Here is a 15,030-nt window from a genome sequence, read left to right on the forward strand (position 1 = left end):
GCAACCCTGTGCGCAATCTCGCCGGAGCACTACGCGGCCCCCACCGGGCCTGACCTGGGGAAGCCCGATACCCTGGCTTGATGAGCGTGCAAGCCACTTCGGCGGAGACCGGCGTCGACCTGCGGGGGCAGGTTCACGCCGCCGCGACCGCCGCGCGCACCGCGTCCCGCACCCTGGCCGCGCTGAGCACCGAGACCAAGAACCGGGCTCTGCACCTGGCCGCTGACACCGTGATGGAACACACCCACGACATCCTCGCGGCCAACGCCGAGGACATCGAGGCTGCCCGCGCCGCGGGCACCGCCGAGGCCATGCTGGACCGGCTGGCCCTCAACCCGCAGCGCATCGACGGCATCGCCGCCGGCCTGCGCCAGGTCGCCGGTCTGGCCGACCCCATCGGCGAGGTGCTGCGCGGCTCGACCCTGCCCAACGGCCTGCAACTGCGCCAGCAGCGGGTGCCGCTCGGCGTCGTCGGCATCGTCTACGAAGGCCGGCCCAACGTCACCGTCGACGCCTTCGGGCTGACCCTGAAATCCGGCAACGCCGTGCTGCTGCGGGGCAGCTCGTCGGCGGCGCGGTCCAACGCCGCCCTGGTCATGGCGCTGCGCGAGTCGCTGTATGAGTCGGGGCTGCCCATGGATGCGGTCCAGCTGCTGCCGAGTGCGGACCGCGCCAGCGTCACGCACCTGATCCAGGCCCGCGGTCTGGTCGACGTGGTCATCCCGCGCGGTGGGGCGGGGCTGATCGACGCGGTCGTCCGTGACGCCACCGTGCCGACCATCGAGACCGGGGTCGGCAACTGCCACGTCTTCGTGCATGAGGCTGCCGATCTCGAGATGGCCGAGCGGATCCTGCTGAACTCCAAGACCCGTCGGCCCAGCGTGTGCAATTCCGCGGAATCGTTGTTGGTGGACCGCGCGGTGGCCGACACCGTGCTGCCGCGGCTGGTGTCCGCGCTGCAGGACGCCGGCGTCACGGTGCACCTGGATCCCAGTGAGGAAGAGCTGCGGGCCGAATTCCTGTCCCTGGACATGGCGGTGGCCGTGGTCGACGGCGTCGACGGTGCCATCGACCACATCAACGAGTACGGCACCGGGCACACCGAGGCGATTGTCACCACCGATCTTGCTGCGGCCCAACGGTTCACCGAAGGGGTGGACGCCGCCGCGGTGATGGTGAACGCGTCGACGGCCTTCACCGACGGTGAGCAGTTCGGGTTCGGCGCCGAGATCGGCATCTCCACCCAGAAACTGCACGCCCGCGGCCCGATGGGGCTGCCCGAACTGACCTCGACCAAGTGGATTGTGTGGGGCGACGGACAGACCCGTCCCGCCTGAATAGGAGAACACTCACTCATGAGCCTGCCCGCCCGCCCCGCCCCGCTGTTCAGCGACATCGACGATGTCGCCAAGCGGCTGGCCGAGACCGGCTATTTGCCCGACAAGGCCACGGCCACTGCGGTTTTCCTGGCCGACCGGCTCGGCAAGCCGTTGTTGGTCGAGGGCCCCGCGGGCGTCGGCAAGACCGAACTGGCCCGTGCGGTCGCGCAGACCACCGGCAGTGAACTCGTGCGGCTGCAGTGCTACGAGGGCGTCGACGAGGCTCGCGCCCTCTACGAGTGGAACCACGCCAAGCAGATCCTGCGGATCCAGGCCGGCACGGCCGGGACCGGTGATTGGGACCAGACCAAGACCGATGTGTTCAGCGAGGAATTCCTGCTGAGCCGCCCGCTGCTGACCGCGATCCGGCGCACCGACCCGACGGTGCTGCTCATCGACGAGACCGACAAAGCGGACATCGAGATCGAGGGCCTGCTGCTGGAGGTGCTGTCCGATTTTGCGGTGACGGTGCCCGAGCTCGGCACCATCAAGGCCGAACGCGCGCCGTTCGTGCTGTTGACCTCCAACGCCACCCGGGAACTGTCCGAGGCGCTCAAGCGGCGGTGCCTGTTCCTGCACATCGACTTCCCCGACGCCGACCTGGAGCGCCGCATCCTGCTGTCCCGGGTGCCCGAGTTGCCGGAGAAGATCGCCGCCGAGTTGGTCCGCATCATCGGGGTGCTGCGCGGCATGCAACTGAAGAAGGTGCCGTCGGTCGCCGAGACCATCGACTGGGGCCGCACCGTGCTCGCGCTGGGCATGGACACCATCGACGACGAGCTGATCGCCGCCACCCTCGGTGTGGTGCTCAAGCACCAGTCCGATCAGATCAAGGCGGCCGGAGAGCTGAAGCTCAACTGAGAGGCTCGGATCGATGACTTCGCGACGTACCCGCCCGCCACAACCGTTGGCGCCCTTCGGCATTCCCGGGCACCTTGTGGAGTTCGTGGAAGCGCTCCGCAGTTCCGGGATCTCGGTGGGCCCGTCGGAGACGGTGGACGCCGGCCGGGTGCTGGCCGAACTCGGCCTCGGAGACCGGGGAGCGCTGCGCGAAGGGTTGGCGTGCGCCGTGCTACGGCGCGCCGATCACCGCGAAACCTATGACGCGATGTTCGACATCTGGTGGCCCGCAGCGCTGGGCGACCGCACCGTGATCGATGACGAGGACGACAGCAGCGACGGCCGACCGGACGCGTTGCCGCCCGAGGACATCGAGGCGATGCGCACCGCGCTGCTCGACATGCTCGGTCCCGACGCGGATCTGGAGAGCCTCGATGACCGGCTGGCGGCGATGATCGCCCGCATCGTGGAGGCGTACGGCCGGTACAACTCCAGTCGCGGCCCGTCGTACTCGTCGTATCAGGCGCTCAAGGCGATGGCGCTCGACGAGCTGGAGGGCCGGCTGTTGGCGGGTCTGCTGGCGCCCTACGGCGAGGAGCCCACGCCGACGCAGGAGGAGATCGCCAAAGCGGTTGCCCAGCAGCGCATCTCCCAGCTGCGCAAGATGGTCGAATCCGAGACCAAGCGGCGCACCGCCGAACAGTTGGGCCGCGAACACGTCCAGATGTACGGGGTGCCGCAGCTGGCCGAGAACGTCGAATTCCTGCGCGCCTCAGGCGAACAGCTACGCCAGATGCGCAAAACGGTGCAGCCGCTGGCCCGCACCCTGGCTACCCGGTTGGCCGCCAAGCGGCGCCGGTCCCGTGCCGGCCAGATCGATATGCGCAAGACGCTGCGCAAATCCATGTCCACCGGTGGGGTTCCCATCGATGTGGTGCTCAAGAAGCCGCGCCCGGCCCGTCCCGAGCTGGTGGTGCTGTGCGACGTGTCGGGTTCGGTGGCCGGCTTCAGCCACTTCACGCTGATGCTGGTGGCCGCGCTGCGCCAGCAGTTCTCCCGGGTCCGGGTGTTCGCCTTCATCGACACCACCGATGAGGTCACCGAGATGTTCGGTCCGGAAGCCGATCTGGCGGTCGCGGTGCAGCGCATCACCCGCGAGGCCGGGGTGTACACCCGCGATGGGCACTCCGACTACGGGCACGCGTTCGTGTCGTTCATGGACAACTTCCCGAACGTGCTGTCCCCGCGCTCCTCGCTGCTGATCCTCGGCGACGCGCGCAACAACTACCGAAACCCGCAGGCCGATCTGCTGACCCGGATGGTGCACGCCAGCCGGCACGCGCACTGGCTCAACCCCGAGCCCAAACACCTGTGGGGCAGTGGCGATTCTGCGGTGCCCCGCTATACCGACGTCATACCGATGCATGAGTGCCGCTCGGCCAAACAGCTCGCCTCGGTGATCGACGGCCTCCTTCCCGTCTGACCGCGTCGCCAAAACGTCGAGGTCGGCAGGTGTGAGCGGCGCGGTGCACTCCCGTAAGCTGGCTCTTCGTGACCAGACGCAGGCTCGGGGTGATGGGCGGGACGTTCGATCCCATCCACCACGGCCACCTCGTCGCGGCCAGCGAGGTCGCCGACCAGTTCGAGCTCGACGAAGTGGTGTTCGTGCCCACCGGGCAGCCCTGGCAGAAGCGGGACCGGCACGTCACCGCCGCCGAGGACCGCTACCTGATGACGGTCATCGCCACCGCCGCCAACCCGAGATTCTCGGTGAGCCGCGTGGACATCGACCGCGGTGGGGCGACCTACACCAAGGACACCCTGCGCGACCTGGCCGCCCTCAACCAGGACACCGACCTGTACTTCATCACCGGCGCCGACGCGCTGGCCTCGATCCTGTCCTGGCAGAACTGGGAGGAGCTGTTCTCCCTGGCCCGGTTCGTCGGGGTCAGCCGCCCCGGGTACGAGCTGGATGGCGAACACATCGCCGAAGCCATGAAGGAACTGCCCGAACACGCCCTGACGCTGGTCGAGGTACCCGCCTTGGCGATCTCGTCGAGCGACTGCCGGTTGCGCGCCCAACAATCCCGACCGATCTGGTACCTGGTGCCCGACGGTGTGGTCCAGTACGTGTCCAAACGGGGGCTCTACGCCGCCCCCGCAGCGACCGAGACAAAGGAAACCCGCTCGTGAGTGCCACCCAAGAAGCCGTGAACGCGGCCACCGTCGCAGCGCGGGCGGCCGCGTCCAAGCTCGCCGAGAACATCGTCGTCATCGATGTGTCCGGGCAGTTGGTCATCACCGACCTGTTCGTCATCGCGTCGGCGTCCAACGAACGCCAGGTCAACGCGATCGTCGACGAGGTCGAGGAGAAGATGCGCCAGGCCGGGCACAAGCCCGCGCGCCGGGAGGGCACCCGCGAGGGTCGCTGGACCCTGCTGGACTACGTCGACGTCGTGGTGCACGTCCAGCATTCCGAGGAGCGCGAGTTCTACTCGCTGGACCGGTTGTGGCGGGACTGCCCGGTGGTGGCGGTCGACCTCGACGGTGCGGAGCCCGACGAGGGCTCGGCATGACCGTTCGCCGGCTGGTCCTGCTGCGGCACGGGCAGACCGAGTGGAATGCCGGCAGCCGAATGCAGGGTCAGCTCGACACCGACCTGACGGAGCTGGGCCGCCAGCAGGCCATTGCCGCGGCCGAGGTGTTGGCCAAACGGCAGCCGCTGCACATCGTGTCCTCGGATCTGCGTCGCGCCTTGGACACCGCCACCGCTCTGGGCGACCGTTCCGGGTTGCCGGTGCACGTCGACGAGCGGCTGCGCGAAACCCACCTCGGCGACTGGCAGGGGCTGACGCACCTGGAGGTCGACGCCGTAGCCCCCGGTGCCCGGGTGGCGTGGCGTGACGATGCCCGGTGGGCGCCGCACGGTGGCGAGAGCCGCGTCGACGTGGCCGAGCGCAGCATGCCGCTGGTGACCGAACTGCTTGAATCCCAACAGGAATGGGGTGCCGACGGGTCGGACCGCCCAGTCGTGTTGGTCGCGCACGGCGGTCTGATCGCCGCGCTGACCGGTGCGCTGCTCGCGCTGCCCGTCGACAACTGGCCGGTGCTGGGTGGGATGGGCAACGCCAGCTGGGTGCAGCTGTCCGGGCACATCGTCAACGACGCCGTCAAGTGGCGCCTCGACGTGTGGAACGCCTCCGCACAGGTGGCCAACGATGTCCTCTGACGTGCCACGCAGGCAAACGCTGCTGGTCTTCTGCGATTCGCTTTCGTACTACGGCCCGACCGGCGGCCTGCCGTCCGACGATCCACGCATCTGGCCCAATCTCGTTGCCGACCAACTCGGTTGGGACCTGGAGCTGATCGGCCGGATCGGCTGGACCTGCCGCGACGTGTGGTGGGCGGCGACGCAGGATCCGCGATCCTGGGCCGCGCTGCCGCGCGCGGGTGCGGTCATCTTCGCGACGTCGGGGATGGATTCGTTGCCGTCGCCGCTGCCGACTGCGCTGCGCGAACTGATCCGCTATGTGCGCCCGTCGTGGCTGCGACGCTGGGCCCGCGACGGTTACGGCTGGCTGCAGCCGCGGCTGTCCCCGGTGGCCCGCCCTGCGCTGCCTGCGCACCTCAGTGTCGACTACCTCGAACAGACCAGGGCCGCCATCGATTTCAACCGGCCCGGTATCCCTTTTGTGGCCACCGTGCCGTCGGTCCACATCGCCGAAACCTACGGGCACTCACACCGCTGGCGCGATGCCACCGCGGATGCGATCACCGCGTGGGGAGAGGCCAAGCAGGTCCCGATCGTCGACCTGAAGGCAGCGGTGGGCGAGTATGTGCTCAGTGGCCAGGGCAACCCGGACGGGATCCACTGGAACTTCGAGGCGCACGCCGCCGTCGCCGATCTGATGCTCAAAGGGCTCGCCGAAGCCGGTGCCTATCAACCGGATTCCCGCGCGGGCTCATGACGGTTCAGGTGGTGACCGATTCGTCGGCGCGGCTGAGCGATGAGGACTTGCAGCGCTGGTCCATCCGTCAGGTGCCGCTGCACGTGCTGGTCGGGGGGGCCGATCTGCGTGACGGCATCGATCCGATGTCCAAGGACATCCAGGACCGCAATCAGGTGACCACCTCCGGTGCGTCGCCTGCAGATCTGTCCGACGCCTACCGGCAGGCGCTGGTGGACAGCGACGGTGACGGCGTCGTCGCCGTGCACATTTCCGCAGCGTTGTCGGGCACCTTCAGCACCGCGGCCGGGGTGGCCAGGGAATTCGGATCCGCTGTCCGCGTGGTGAATTCACGATCGGCGGCCATGGGCATCGGCTTCGTCGCGCTCGCGGCGGCGCGGGCGGCGGCGACCGGCGCCGAGTTGGACGCCGTGGAGGCGGCCGCACGGGCCGCGGTGCCGCGCGGGCACGTGTTCATCGTCGTGCACCGACTGGACAACCTGCGCCGGTCCGGCCGGATCGGCACCACGGTGTCCTGGCTGGGCACCGCACTGTCTCTGAAGCCGCTGCTGCGCCTGGACATCGACGGCCGTCTGGTGCTGGCGCAGCGGATCAGGACCGTGTCGAAAGCCCATGCGGCGATGGTGGATTCGATCGTCGAGGTGGTGGGGGAGCGCGGCGCGTCCATCGCGGTGCACCACGTGGACAATCACGACGACGCGGCCGAACTCGGCGCGGCGCTGACCGCGCGACTGCCGCAGATCGAGTCGCTGACGGTCACCGAGATGGGTCCGGTGCTGGGTGTGCACGTCGGCGGCGGTGCCGTCGGGGCGTGCATCAGCCTCGCCGAGTAGTCACATGTGGGTGCCGCCGTCGACGCGCACCTCGGTGCCGGTGACCCACGAGGCTTCGGGTGAGCCGAGCATCGCCACCACCGCGGCGACGGCGTCCGGCTTGGCGAACATCGCGCCGTCTTCGGTGGGCAGCACGGAGCGGATCTTGCCGAGCAGCGTGAAATCCATGTCCGCAGGCAGGCCCGGGCCGACGCTCTGCCTCGACTCGCCGACCCCGTCGGTCATCCCGGACGACACCGACCCCGGCTGTACGCAGTTGAACCGGATCCGGGCCTGACTGAACTCCAAGGCCAGTGCGTGCGTCATCGCTTGGACGCCGCCTTTCGACGCGGCATACGCCGCCATGTAGGGGTGGGCGAAGCTGGCCGAGGTCGAACTGAAGTTCACCACCGCCGCCGCATTGCCAAGGCGCAGAGCGGGAATGGCCTCGCGGGTTACCAGGAACGTGCCGATCAGGTTGACCCGCAACACCTGCTCGAAGTCGGCGAGCGACATCTCGGCGAAGTGCGCCGACCGCAGGATGCCCGCCGCGTTGATCAGGGTGTCGAGACCGCCGAGGCGTTCCACGGCGTCGGCAACCCCGGTGCGAACGGATACTTCGTCTGCGACATCCATCAGAACCGTGTCGAGGTGACCGGCGGCCTTGGCGACCGTGTCCTGCAACCCCGCAGCGCTGACATCGGCGGCGACCACGCGACCGCCCTCGTCCAGGATGCGCAGCACGGTGGCCTGCCCGATGCCGGACCCACCCCCGGTGATCAGGACGCGGCGGTCGGTATAGCGATGGGTACTCATGGTTTGGGTCACCTCGTGGTCATGTGGAGCGCGGCCAGGTGGCTGAACAACATCGACGCGCCGATCGGGTTGCCGCCACCGGGGTAGGCGGTGCCGCTGACGGCCGCCATGGTGTTGCCGGCCGCGTAGAGGCCGGGTATCGGTTGTCCGCCGGTATCCAGGACGCGGGCGTGCGTGTCGGTGACCAGCCCGCCCTTGGTGCCCAGGTCGGAGAGTCCGAAGGCGGCGGCATGGAACGGCGGCCGGTCGATCGGTGCCATCGGGAGTTCGCCGCCGCTGAAGGTGCGGTCATAGGCTTCGTCGCCGCGGCCGAAGTCGGGGTCCGAGCCGTCGGCGACCAGTGCGTTGAAGCGGGCCACGGTGGCGGCGAGGTCGGCGGGCGGGAGGCCGATCGCGGCGGCCAGTTCGTCGAGGGTCTCGGCGGTGTGCCACAGCCCTGCGTCGCGGTACCGCTCGGATTCCACCAGCGACACACTGGTCGACAGCACCGGCGGGACGTCGTGATCGCGGTCGTCGTACACCAGCCAGAACGGCAATGTCATTGCGCCGGTGCGCATCCGGTCGATGATCACCCGGCCTTGCCGGTCATACGGTGCGCTTTCGTTGACGAACCGGTGGCCGCCGGAGTCGACGAGGATGCCGCCGGTGATGCTCAGGGAGAATGTCGATCGACCGTCGGGGTGGGTCAGTCCGGGGGACCACCAGGCCTGATCCATCAGGTCGGTCGCCGCGCCGATCCGGATGGCCGCCTCGTGTGCGGACCCGGTGTTGCCCGGGGCGCCCATCGTGTCGACGGGGAGTCCGGGTACGCCGTGCGCGGCGCGCATCTCGGCGTTCTGCTCGAAGCCGCCCGCAGCCAGGATGACGCCGCGGCGGGCCTGGATGCGGACGGGTGCCCCGTTGCGCTGCACGACGACTCCGGTCACGGCGCCGTCCTCGGTCAGGATGTCGGTCAACGGGGAGTCGAGGTGGGTGGTCGCATGGGGGAACCGGCTCAGCGCGGCGAGGAACCTGCCGATCAATGCCCTTCCACCGGTGAGATATTCGGGTGCCGGCGTGCCGAGGCGTTCATGGTCGAGCGGCCCGCGCACCGTGTCGGCATACGGTCCCAGCGCCGCGGCGGGCAGGGCCCTGGCGACGATGTGGCGCATGCCGTCCACCCGGGCGCACGGGGCGCTGCCGAAGTAGTCGGGCCAGGGCAGCACCTTGAACGCGAAGGACTCGTCCTCCTCGAGATATTCGATGAGGCGCGCTCCACCGCGGACGAAGGTGTCCTGTAGCGCGCGGGGTGTGCGGTCGCCGACGACGGCGTGGAAGTAGGTGAGGGCGTCCTCGATCGCGTCATCGGTCCCGGCGCGGACCAGCACGGGATTAGCCGGGAACCACATGCCGCCGCCGCCCGAGTAGGCGGTGGTGCCACCGAACTTGTCGGTCGCCTCGACCAATGCCACCGACAGGCCTTCCCGGGCCGCGGTGTAGGCGCCGGTGATGCCGCCGCCGGATCCGACGACGACCGCGTCGACGGACTCATCCCACATGCGCTCGCCCTACTTCGCGAACCGGCCGGTGATCGGGGGCAGGTCCTTGAGCGTCACGATGCCGGGCGGGGCGGCCACGACGGCGGGTACCGCATTGGTGACCGGGAGCGCGGTGTAGATCATGCCCAGCCCCATGAATCCCGGCTCGGTCCAGCCCTTCGGGGGCAGGCAGTGCAACACGGTGCGCATGTTGGGGGTACCGAACACCTGGATGACATGGCCGTGCTCAAGGGGTTTCGGCGGTGTCACGTGCTCGCCCATGGTCCAGTTGAAGCCGACGCTGACGACGTTGCGGTCGCCGACCCAGCCGCGGTGGTAGCCGTACACGCTGCCGACGGTGCCCTTGGGGATCTGCATGAAACCCAGGTCGGTGTCACCGGTGGCGGCGGTGAAGGTGACGTCGAAGGTCAGCCGGTCCAGTTGTGCGCCGATCGCGTCGGCCATCATCGCCGCCGATTCGGCGAACACCTCACTCTCCCGTCGCACGCTCTCGTCCAGGCCCGGGGTGGCCGGGTCCTGCCCGAAGCCCATCGCCGACTGGGTGCCCGCCGACTCGTAGGTGGAGCAGTCGACCGATTCGGTGATCCGGATCTCGTCGACCCGCTCGCAGGAGCCCGACAGCACCATGCCGACCATGTTGGTCATGCCGGGGTGGGCGCCGCTGCCGAAGATGGTGGAATTACCGGCTGCACAGGCAGTTTCGATGCGATGCCGGTCTTGCGGAGTCTGTTTGCCGCCGGTGATCCAGGCCGCGCTGGAGCACACGTTGATCCCGGCTTCCAGTAAACGCACCAGTTCGTCGATGTCGGGCCACAACGGGTTGTAACAACAGGCGTCAGGCTTCAGCGCGATGAGGGCGTCGATGTCGTTGGTGGCGGTCACGCCGGTCGGTTCCGGCCAGCCTGCCAGGTCCGCGGCGTCGACGCCCACTTTGTCGGCGCCGTGGGCGTACACGCCGACCAGTTCCATGTCGTCGCGGCCGATGATGGCGTGCAGGGAACGTTTGCCGATGTTGCCGGTGGTCCACTGGATCACGCGGAGGCGGGCAGGGGGCGGGACGAGCGAAGTCATGGGTGCACACTATTGCGGAGGTGTTCATGCGTGTAACCCGGGTCACACAACCGGTGTCCATCATCCAGGCTGCGGTCACTCGCCGGCCACCGATCGGACCGCGGTGCGGCTCGGGCGACGACCGCAGCCACCGCCCGAGCCGGTCACGAACTACTTCGAAGATTCCTCTGAGCCAGCGTCTTTCGTCGTGCCCTCGGAGGACTGACCAGCCGATGTCGCCTTGTTGGAGCCGGGGAATTTGAGCGTCGGCAGCTTCAGCTTCGGTAATTTGAGCGTGGGCTTCTTCCACGTTGGTTTCTTCACCGCGGGCGCATCGGCGGTAGCCGCATCTGCCTTCGTTGTGTCCGCCTTCGGTGCGTCAGATTTCTCGGTGTCATCCACGGGGCTGGAGGACGCATCCGACACGTCGGCCGCGGCAACTGCGTCGGGTTCCTTCTTCGTGTGCAACGACGTCGGCGTGACGTCCGCCTGCGCGGTCGACAAGGTCACCGCCTTCGTCGTGGTGATCGTCGGGGACGCGACATCCTGGCTCGTGTCGGCGGCCTTGGCCGTCGCCGTCAACGCCTGCGACGGATCGAGCAAGTTCCTCCCCGCGGCGATGAACGCTGCGACGAGCTGCTTGAGAGGTTCGATGATGAAGTTGATGGCCTGGATGGGAGTGAATCTGCCCAAGACGTAGGTGCCGTCCAGTGCGCTGACCACACCGCCCTGCACCCGGCCGGCGATCGTGAAGACCACCCTGGACACCACTGCCGGCACTTCAGCCAGGCGGGGATCCACGTGGAGGTCGATGAGGGTTTGGGTCACCCTCTTCGCCAGGGTATCCGCCACGTACGTCACCGCGAAGAGTGGAATGGTGATGGCCGTCCCGATCGGGCCGGCAGGCATGTAGTAGTACGGTGCGAAGAAGTCCACGGAGCTGGTCAGCTGCAGGGGCACCGATTTCACCTCGTGCACGGCAGTCTGCACGGTGCTTTCTGCGGCCCGTTGCACGGGTGGCGAGCTCACCATCGTCGCTGTCGCTATCGCTATCGCACCGGCCAACGCAACCACCGGTGTCACACGTTCACGGACATCACTCAGAGCGTGCACTGCTTCCCCTTTTTTCGAGACATAGCTGCACTTATACAGTCTGGATTTGCTGCGGGAGCAGTCCACCATGTTCTTCAGCAAATTTCCAGCGTTTTGTGCAGCCGGGCTTACTTTCGGAGTGAAGTGATTGGCTCCACGGCATATTGAGGTGAGTTAAATAGTGAAGCGATTGGTAATCAGCTAGCGCCTGAACACGATCGGCGTATCGCACTATTGTTAGCTGCTGCGAGGCCTGACGGTCGTGCGTTCGCGCACGGTATGTCAATATTGCCACTGCCTATCGGCCGGTCGGCCCCCGGGGCGCCGTCCTCACAGGATATTGGCAGCAAATTCTCGTTCGGCACCCTGGCTGCCTGTCACTGTCAGGGACAGGCGCGGTGCTCGCCCATCGCGCACGATGGAAGGCATGACGGGCACACGGGCTTCAGGCGGTCAGCAACTGGCCGAGTTCTTGCGCAGCCGGCGTGCGGCCGCCGACACTGCGCTGCTGCCGGGTCTGAGCGGGCTGGGGCCACGCCGGGTACCCGGGCTGCGCCGCGAGGAGTTGGCTGAGGCGGCCGGGGTGTCGCTGACGTACTACACCCGCCTCGAGCAGGGCCTGGCCACCAATCCCTCGAGTCAGGTGCTGGATGCCCTGGCCCGGGCGTTGGCGCTCGACGAGGTCGAGCGGGCGCACTTGCAGCGGCTGGCTTCCGCGACGGATGGCCGGGCACGTTCCGGGCGAACGGGGCTGCGGCCCGAGTTCGCCACACTGCTGGATGCGATGCCCGACGTCGCCGCCGTCGCGCTGTCGCCTCTTCAGGACATCGTCGGCTGGAATCGACTGGGCCACGCGCTCCTTGCGCCGCACCTCGATCCCGCGGCGCCCTATGGCAGTGCGCCGCCGAACAAGGTGGCGATGATGTTCACCGATGCGCATGCACGCACCTTGCATCGTGAGTGGGAGGCCGAGGCCACGCTGGCTGTCGCCTCGCTGCGGTACGTGAGCGCTGTCTACGTCGCCGAGGACGACCTCGCGCGACTCGTCGGGAACCTGAGCGTCGCCAGCGACGATTTCGCCCAACTGTGGGCTGCGCAACCGGTGGCGCTGTGTACCCACGGCATCAAGCGCTACCACCATCCCGTCGTCGGGCGGCTCGACCTGCGATTCCAGATCTTGCATCTTCCCGAAGACGACGGCCACCGGCTGCTGTTGCATCACGCCGAGCCCGGATCCAGCGACGAGGCTGCGCTGCGCCTACTGGCCAGCACCACCATCACCGAATAGCGCCGCACCGCGAACAGCGCTGCGCCGCAAACATAACTCCGAGGAGAGGGTCCATGGATAGTTCCACCCTGCCCAAAAACAGGTCCGCCGCGCAGGTACGGCGGCTACACCCCGGCCTGCTCGCCCTGGCTGTCGGTGGCTTCGGTATCGGGCTGACCGAGTTCGTCATCGCCGGGCTGCTCACCGATGTGGCAGACGCACTGCACGTCACCGTGCCCACCGCGGGCGCGTTGATCTGGGGCTACGCCCTGGCAGTGGTGGTGGGAGCGTTCACCGTCACCGCCGCCTTGTCGCGGCGTCCACCGAAGGCGGCGTTGTTGGTGCTGCTGGCCTTGTTCGTTGCCGGCAACGTATTGACAGCGCTGGCACCGGGTTTCGGTGTCGCCATGCTGGGCCGGATCGTCACCGCGCTGTGCCACGGCGGATTCTTCGGCATCGGCGCTGTGGTCGCCGGGGACCTGGTCGCCCCTGAACGCAAGGCATCGGCCATCGCGATCATGTTCGGCGGGCTGACCCTGGCCAACGTGCTGGGCGTGCCGTTCGGCACCTTCGTCGGCCAGCACCTCGGCTGGCGCAGCGCCTTCTGGATCATCAGCGCCCTGGGTGTGCTGGCCATCGTCGGCGTGGCCACTCTGGTGCCCCGGCAGCCGGCGCCACCGCCGTTGGGCGGCAACCACTTCGCCGTCCTGTTCCGCCGCCAGGTCATTTTGTCGATCCTGTTGACCATGATGGTGTTCGGCGGCGTGTTCGGTGCCTTCATCTACGTCGAGCCGCTGGTGACCCGTGTGACCGGCTACAGCGCGACGGCGGTGCCGTGGCTGCTGGTGCTCTTCGGAATCGGTTTGTTCGTCGGCAATTTCGTCGGCGGCTGGGCTGCCGACCGGAGTCTCACCTGGACACTGCGCACCGTGTCGGTGCTGCTGCCGATCGTGCTCATTGCTTACGGGCTGCTCGCGTCGTGGCGGGTACCGGTGGCGCTGCTGCTGGTGGCCATGGGACTGGTTGGGTTTGCCGCGACGCCAGCCCTACAACTGCGGGTCATGCGTTTTGCCCACGACGCACCGACCATGGCGTCAGCGGCCAACATTGCGGCATTCAACCTGGGTAATGCGATTGCTTCGGGGCTGGGCGCCGCGACCATCGCTCTGGGGCTGGGTTGGCGGTCACCGGTGTGGGTGGGCGCGGGCATGGCGCTGATCGGCGCGGTGCTGGTGTTCACGAATAGCCATGGGGAGCAACAATGATCGAGACATCTGCCCTGCATCCGCAGGCCCGCGCCCACCTGGCCGCGGCGGCCACGGCACCCGCTATCGCCACGCTGTCGGTACCGCAGGCGCGCTTGGCGGCGCTGGCCTACCTGGACCTGCAACGCCCCGCACCGGCGATGGCAGAGGTGGAACATCGGTTCCTCCCCGGACCGACCGCGGACCTTCCCGTTCGCATCTACCGGCCGACCAGATCGAGCGGGCCGCAACCCGTCATCGTCGTACTGCACGGCAGCGGATGGGTGATCGGCAACCTGGATCTGGTGGACGAGCCCGCCCGGGTTCTTGCCCGTGACACCGGGTACGTCGTCGTGGCGGTCAACTACCAGAAGGCTCCCGAGCATCGATTCCCGATTCCGCTGCAGGACTGCGTCGCGGCTGTGCGGTGGGTGCACGGCCACGCTGCCGAGTTGGGCGTCGACTCTGGACGGCTGGCCGTGGTCGGCGACAGCGCGGGCGGTAACCTGGCCGCGGCCACCACCGCCGAGCTGGCCGGCACCGATGTCACCATCGCCGCTCAGGGCCTGCTCTACCCGGCGCTGGATAGCGCGATGAGGACACCGTCGTACACCGATTTCGACCGTGGTTTCGGTCTGGACGCCGCCGACATGGCCTGGTTCTGGAACCACTACGTCGATGCGAGTGCGGGTACCGATCCGCGCGTCTCGCCTGTACACGCCAACGGTTTTGCCCATCTTCCGCCGACCTTCGTGGCCACCGCCGGTCATGACGTGTTGCGCGACGAAGCCGAGTCCTACGCCGTCCTGCTCCGCGATGCCGGGGTGGACGTCGAGGCCAAACGCTATCCCGGGATGATCCACGGTTTTTGGTGGATGGACGGTGTGCTCGACGACTCACGCGAGCTGCAACGGGATCTCGCGGACTTTCTCGTTGCCCGCCTGGCGCGCTGAAGGGGCTGCAACGCCAGATGTGTGGTCCGTCGGCGGGCGTTGGATCCACGCCGGATGGCACGGCGCTGCGG

The 15,030-nt window shown here is 68.1% G+C and carries 15 protein-coding genes; 11 read left to right on the plus strand and 4 right to left on the minus strand.

All coding sequences use genetic code 11. From position 1 onward, the window contains the following. The first annotated feature begins 80 nt into the window (after positions 1-80). From AC1DY7_RS12505 to AC1DY7_RS12540, 8 genes are all read left to right on the plus strand, one after another. On the plus strand, positions 81-1,337 hold the full coding sequence (locus tag AC1DY7_RS12505; protein ID WP_477494012.1) for a glutamate-5-semialdehyde dehydrogenase: 1,257 nt from the start codon (positions 81-83) through the stop codon (positions 1,335-1,337). 18 nt (positions 1,338-1,355) lie between these two features. Beyond that, positions 1,356-2,240, plus strand: coding sequence for an AAA family ATPase (locus tag AC1DY7_RS12510; protein ID WP_477494013.1), 885 nt, complete (start codon positions 1,356-1,358; stop codon positions 2,238-2,240). Between the two features lie 13 nt (positions 2,241-2,253). Further along, a complete protein-coding gene (locus AC1DY7_RS12515; RefSeq protein ID WP_477494014.1) occupies positions 2,254-3,702 on the plus strand; it encodes a vWA domain-containing protein in 1,449 nt (482 codons plus the stop codon). Positions 3,703-3,770: 68 nt separating this feature from the next. Continuing rightward, positions 3,771-4,412: a nicotinate-nucleotide adenylyltransferase gene (gene nadD, locus AC1DY7_RS12520; protein ID WP_477494015.1), complete on the plus strand. Its 642-nt coding sequence runs from the start codon at positions 3,771-3,773 to the stop codon at positions 4,410-4,412. After that, complete coding sequence (gene rsfS / locus AC1DY7_RS12525; protein WP_477494016.1) at positions 4,409-4,795, plus strand: ribosome silencing factor; 387 nt, start codon at positions 4,409-4,411, stop codon at positions 4,793-4,795. Before nadD ends, rsfS begins: the two co-directional genes overlap by 4 nt. Beyond that, a complete protein-coding gene (gpgP, locus tag AC1DY7_RS12530; protein WP_477494017.1) occupies positions 4,792-5,448 on the plus strand; it encodes a glucosyl-3-phosphoglycerate phosphatase in 657 nt (218 codons plus the stop codon). The genes rsfS and gpgP overlap by 4 nt, the downstream gene beginning before the upstream one ends. Then, positions 5,438-6,187 carry a diglucosylglycerate octanoyltransferase gene (gene octT / locus AC1DY7_RS12535; RefSeq protein WP_477494018.1) on the plus strand — a complete coding sequence of 250 codons (750 nt, stop codon included), beginning with the start codon at positions 5,438-5,440 and terminating at the stop codon, positions 6,185-6,187. Before gpgP ends, octT begins: the two co-directional genes overlap by 11 nt. Beyond that, positions 6,184-7,020: a DegV family protein gene (locus tag AC1DY7_RS12540; protein ID WP_477494019.1), complete on the plus strand. Its 837-nt coding sequence runs from the start codon at positions 6,184-6,186 to the stop codon at positions 7,018-7,020. The genes octT and AC1DY7_RS12540 overlap by 4 nt, the downstream gene beginning before the upstream one ends. Here the strand turns inward: AC1DY7_RS12540 and AC1DY7_RS12545 are convergent, their stop codons facing one another. The 4 genes from AC1DY7_RS12545 to AC1DY7_RS12560 form a co-directional block, all read right to left on the minus strand. Continuing rightward, positions 7,021-7,815 (minus strand): SDR family NAD(P)-dependent oxidoreductase, encoded by a 795-nt coding sequence (locus AC1DY7_RS12545; protein ID WP_477494020.1) that lies wholly within the window; start codon positions 7,813-7,815, stop codon positions 7,021-7,023. Positions 7,816-7,823: 8 nt separating this feature from the next. Then, the gene (locus tag AC1DY7_RS12550; RefSeq protein ID WP_477494021.1) at positions 7,824-9,353 is read right to left on the minus strand and encodes an FAD-binding protein; all 1,530 of its coding nucleotides are present in this window, start codon (positions 9,351-9,353) and stop codon (positions 7,824-7,826) included. Positions 9,354-9,362: 9 nt separating this feature from the next. Beyond that, positions 9,363-10,424 carry an NAD(P)H-dependent amine dehydrogenase family protein gene (locus tag AC1DY7_RS12555; protein ID WP_477494022.1) on the minus strand — a complete coding sequence of 354 codons (1,062 nt, stop codon included), beginning with the start codon at positions 10,422-10,424 and terminating at the stop codon, positions 9,363-9,365. Between the two features lie 150 nt (positions 10,425-10,574). Beyond that, the gene (locus AC1DY7_RS12560) at positions 10,575-11,597 is read right to left on the minus strand and encodes a hypothetical protein (RefSeq protein ID WP_477494023.1); all 1,023 of its coding nucleotides are present in this window, start codon (positions 11,595-11,597) and stop codon (positions 10,575-10,577) included. Between the two features lie 325 nt (positions 11,598-11,922). Here AC1DY7_RS12560 and AC1DY7_RS12565 point away from each other — a divergent pair, with 325 nt between their 5' ends. From AC1DY7_RS12565 to AC1DY7_RS12575, 3 genes are read left to right on the plus strand one after another with little or no spacing between them, the layout of a single operon-like run. Then, entirely contained in the window at positions 11,923-12,783 is an 861-nt protein-coding gene (locus AC1DY7_RS12565; RefSeq protein ID WP_477494024.1) for an MmyB family transcriptional regulator, read from the plus strand. Between the two features lie 53 nt (positions 12,784-12,836). Then, positions 12,837-14,027 carry an MFS transporter gene (locus AC1DY7_RS12570; protein ID WP_477494025.1) on the plus strand — a complete coding sequence of 397 codons (1,191 nt, stop codon included), beginning with the start codon at positions 12,837-12,839 and terminating at the stop codon, positions 14,025-14,027. Then, positions 14,024-14,959: an alpha/beta hydrolase gene (locus AC1DY7_RS12575; RefSeq protein ID WP_477494026.1), complete on the plus strand. Its 936-nt coding sequence runs from the start codon at positions 14,024-14,026 to the stop codon at positions 14,957-14,959. Before AC1DY7_RS12570 ends, AC1DY7_RS12575 begins: the two co-directional genes overlap by 4 nt. Positions 14,960-15,030 lie beyond the last annotated feature (71 nt).

The organism is Mycobacterium sp. P2_H7, assembly GCF_056403275.1.